This window comes from Pseudoalteromonas sp. S3260 (assembly GCF_005886925.1).
In the GTDB taxonomy this organism is placed as follows: Bacteria; Pseudomonadota; Gammaproteobacteria; order Enterobacterales; family Alteromonadaceae; genus Pseudoalteromonas; species Pseudoalteromonas tetraodonis.
The window spans coordinates 1-4,497 of record NZ_PNCV01000161.1; the positions used below are offsets into that span (position 1 = coordinate 1).

Annotated in this window: 2 protein-coding genes; both read left to right on the forward strand. The window is 41.4% G+C overall.

The annotated features are described in order from the left end of the window. Positions 1–278: 278 nt before the first annotated feature. The gene (locus CWC14_RS17530) at positions 279–2,066 is read left to right on the forward strand and encodes a M61 family metallopeptidase (protein WP_138564176.1); all 1,788 of its coding nucleotides are present in this window, start codon (positions 279–281) and stop codon (positions 2,064–2,066) included. Between the two features lie 149 nt (positions 2,067–2,215). Further along, the gene (locus CWC14_RS17535; RefSeq protein WP_138564178.1) at positions 2,216–4,387 is read left to right on the forward strand and encodes a S46 family peptidase; all 2,172 of its coding nucleotides are present in this window, start codon (positions 2,216–2,218) and stop codon (positions 4,385–4,387) included. Positions 4,388–4,497 lie beyond the last annotated feature (110 nt).

Sequence of the window (4,497 nt, forward strand, 5' to 3'; positions counted from 1 at the left end):
AACGCAGCATAAATGCCAAACGCGCGCTGCCCTTTGGGTTCTTCCTAGGTGCGATTAACTCTTTGTTGCTCGATTTTTACTTAGCCCACTAGGTTACAAATCTCGCGCCGCGATTAAATCGCACCTAGGTTGAACAAATTTTAATCCTGAAAGGTCAACAGACCCTAGCAACAAAATACGAACGATCTTAAATATAAGTGTATTTATCGCTTTTAATTCACTTTTAAAATGGGTCTTGTTAACCTTGGGCAACAATACGTTATATAAAAAGAGCCTTTATGAAAAAGCTACTTGCCTTATCAATTTTAGCTGCCTGTTCAGCACCGGTATTTGCCGACGTTAATTACGCTTTAAACATTTCTCAGCCAGAGCATCATTTAGGTGATGTGAACGTAGAATTTCCTAAAACGGCGCAGTCTTTCTTAGATGTGAAACTTCCAGCATGGCGCACTGGTCGTTATGAAATTTTAAATCTTGCCAATGGCGTTCGCTACTTTAAAGCCAGTGATGATGAAGGTAATGAATTAAAGTGGGAAAAGATTGATCACAGCACATGGCGTGTTCATTTAAATGAACCCACTGAAGTAAATATAGATTACCAAGTTTATGCCAATGAGCTAGGTAAACGTGCCCGCCATATAGACGACAGCCATGCCTTTATTGATGCATCAGGCTTTTTTATGTTTAGCGAATCATTTCGCCAAGAGCCAGTAACGGTTGAATTAAACGTCCCCAAAGCATGGCGCTCTGTGTCAGGCATGGAAAATTATAAAAATAAGCACAGCTTCAAAGCCAGTGACTACGATGTATTAGTTGATTCGCCAATCGAAACCGGTATTAACGAGCTACGCACTTTTAAAGTTAATGGTCGTGAGTACGAACTGGTGGTATGGGGTGAGGGTAATTACGATATTGAACTGATGCTAACTGATTTGAAAAAGCTAGTGGCTACCGGCAATGTGATTTGGGACAGCTACCCGTATGAACGTTATGTATTTATGGTACACGCTACATCAGGCGCAGGCGGGGCAACTGAGCACTTAAACTCAACGATTATTCAGCGCCCACGCGACCGCTTTGCTAAACGTGAAGACTATTTAGGTTTTATAAGTACTGCAGCTCATGAGTTTATACATACTTGGAATGTAAAAGCGTACCGTCCAAAAGGGCTTGCACCCTATGACTACACTAATATTAATTACTCAAAATTGCTTTGGATAGCAGAGGGCTCTACCAGCTATTTTGAAGATCATTTATTAGTGCGTTCGGGTATTCAAACCACCGATGAATTTTTTAAAGTATTAAGCAAAACCATTAACCGCCACCTCACAACACCGGGGCGTGAAGTGCAAAGTGCCAGCGAAACCAGTTTTGATAAATGGATAAACCAAGGCGGCGATCACGCACGTAACTACAGCACTAATATTTATCTTGAAGGTTCATTATTGTCGATGGCGTTAGATATCGACCTACTTGAAAATAGCCAAGGTAAAATTAGCTATAAAGACGTACACAACGAACTTTATAAGCAACATAAATTACCGGCAGGGTTTACTGAGCAAGACGTACTGGCTATTTTAAAACAACTATCAGGGCGTGATTATAGCGCGTGGTGGCAGGCAAATGTTGACTCACCAGCCAACCTTGATTTTGATGCACTGCTAGCAAAAGTAGGTTTAAGCTTTGAATTACCAGAAAAAGCCAAGGCCACACCAAGCTTAGATGCATTTACTAAAAATACTGGCGAGTTACTTATGCTTACCCATGTACGCCGCGATGGTGCAGCATGGCAAGGCGGCTTAACCACCGACGATAAACTCGTCGCTATTAATAAAAAGCATGTAGGTAAAGACTTAACAGCCAGCTTAGAAACCTTTAAAGTAGGCGATAAAGTCACTGTTGATTTTATTCGTCGTGATGCCTTAATGGCGACTGAGCTTGTGTTGTCTGAAGATTTCGACAAACCTAAAAAAGTGGTTGCGAATAAAAATGCCACTGATGAGCAAAAAGCATTATTTAAAGCATGGATGGGTGTTGCGCATCCAAACGATGTGAAAAAAGATTAATAAAACAACGCATCATCAACAGTTAAAAAAGGAGCTTAGCTCCTTTTTTGTTTATTGGGCGCTATATTGTAACAATTTATCTCAGCGCAGTTGACCTTACTCATACTTAATGAGTAATCTGCAGGTTCAATAATAAAAGGGATTCTATAATGCGTTTAAAACCTCTTGTTGCCACTTTGGTAGCAACCTGTTCACTGGCACTCTCTTCTGCGGCCAATGCCGATGAAGGTATGTGGCAACCTCATCAGCTACCAGAGCTGGAATCAATCTTAAAAGCCAAAGGCCTTGAAATCAGTGTTGATTCAATTTCAAAATTAACCGAATTTCCAATGAATGCGGTTATTAGCTTAGGCGGTTGTACAGCCTCGTTTGTTTCGCCAAAGGGGTTGGTTGTTACTAACCATCACTGTATTTATGGCTCAGTGCAATATAATTCAACACCTGAAAACAACATACTTGAAAACGGCTTTTTAGCAAAAACACCGGCTGAAGATTTACCTGCTGCGCCAGGTTCGCGTGTGTACGTTACAGAAACAGTGACCAACGTGACTGATAAAGTAATTAGCGGCACTAACGAGCTAAGTGCAAAAGCACGCTACGATGCGTTAGAAAAAAATCAAAAAGCCCTCGTTGCACAGTGTGAAGCCGATGAAAGCTACCGTTGTAATGTATATTCGTTTCATGGTGGTTTAGAGTTTTACCTTATTAAATCGCTGGAAATTAAAGATGTACGTTTAGCGTATGCACCTGCTATGGGCGTAGGTAAATACGGTGGCGATATCGATAACTGGATGTGGCCGCGTCACACAGGCGATTTTGGTTTTTACCGCGCCTATGTAGGTAAAGACGGCAAACCAGCAGAGTACAGCGAAGACAACGTACCGTACGTGCCTGAGTCTTACTTAAGTGTAAGTGCTAAAGGCGTGCAAGAGGGTGATTTTGTCATGGTTACTGGCTATCCAGGACGAACCAATCGTTACCGTATTGCGGCAGAGGTCGATTATGTATTTAACGACAGTTACCCTAAAGCGCGCATGCACAATACTAAATACGTGTCACTGATTGAAGAAAACTCAGAAGATGGCAGCAAAGCACGTATTGCTTACGAAAGCACCATAGCTGGTTATAACAACTACATTAAAAACTATGGTTCGATGATCGAAAGCTTTAAAAAAGGCACCATGTTTGAGCGTAAAAAGCAGTTTGAACAAGAACTTACAAACTGGATAAACAGCGATAGCGAGCGTAAACAGCGCTACGGTAATGTACTTAATGAGTTATCAGCACTTGTTGCACAATCGCAAGAGCACAGTGAGCGCGACCGTATGGTAGGCTATGTTCACCGTTCACAAATGATCAGCACGGCACGTCGTTTATACCGTTTAGCTTATGAAAAACAAAAGCCAAATAGCGAGCGTGAATCGGGTTATCAAGAACGTGATTTACCGCGTATTAAATCGGGTTTAGAGCGTATGTCACGTCGCTTTGATGCAAACGTAGATAAAGCTATATTACTGCACTTTTTAGAGCAATATGCAGCATTACCTAAAGCAGAGCGTTTTAGTGAAATTGATAAAGCTTTTGCTTTAGAAAACGGTTTTGATAAAGCAAAACAAAGTGCATTACTTGATGAAATGTACGCTAAATCAACGCTTGATAACGAAATTGTACGTAATTCATTATTTGAGCAAACGCTTAGCCAATTAAACCAAAGCCAAGACCCATTCATGCAATATGCAAAAGCCATATTCACGGTAATGAAAGCTGAGGAAGATAAGTCAAAAGCCCTTGCAGGTAAGTTACAAGCCGCTCGCCCAGAGTTAATGAGTGCGATTATTGCCTTTAACAAAGCGCAAAACAAACCGGTTTACGCCGATGCAAATAGCACATTACGTGTAACTTACGGCACGGTAGGCGGGTATTCTCCGCAAGATGGTTTAGTGGCCACGCCGTTTACCTCACTTGAAGGGTTGCTGGCTAAAAACACCGATGTTGACCCATTTAATGCGCCTAAAAAGCTGCAAGAGCAAATTAAAGCCAAGCTTTATGGTGATTACACAGGTGGCATGAATACCGTACCGGTTAACTTTTTATCAAACGTTGACACGACTGGCGGTAACTCAGGTTCACCAACACTTAATGGTAAAGCTGAGCTGGTAGGGTTACTGTTTGACGGTGTGTATGAAAGCATTATTGGTGATTGGGATTACAACCCAGAGCTAAATCGCTCAATCCATGTAGATTCACGCTACATGCTGTGGGTAATGGATAAAGTAGATAACGCCCAAAACTTATTAGACGAAATGAAAATCGTAAAATAAGTAGCAGTTAAAATAACAAAAGGCGCTTACCTTAACCGGAAGCGCCTTTTTTGTTTAAACATTTTTGGCGATTAATCTAACTTAAGCTACGGGCTACGGGCTACGGGCTA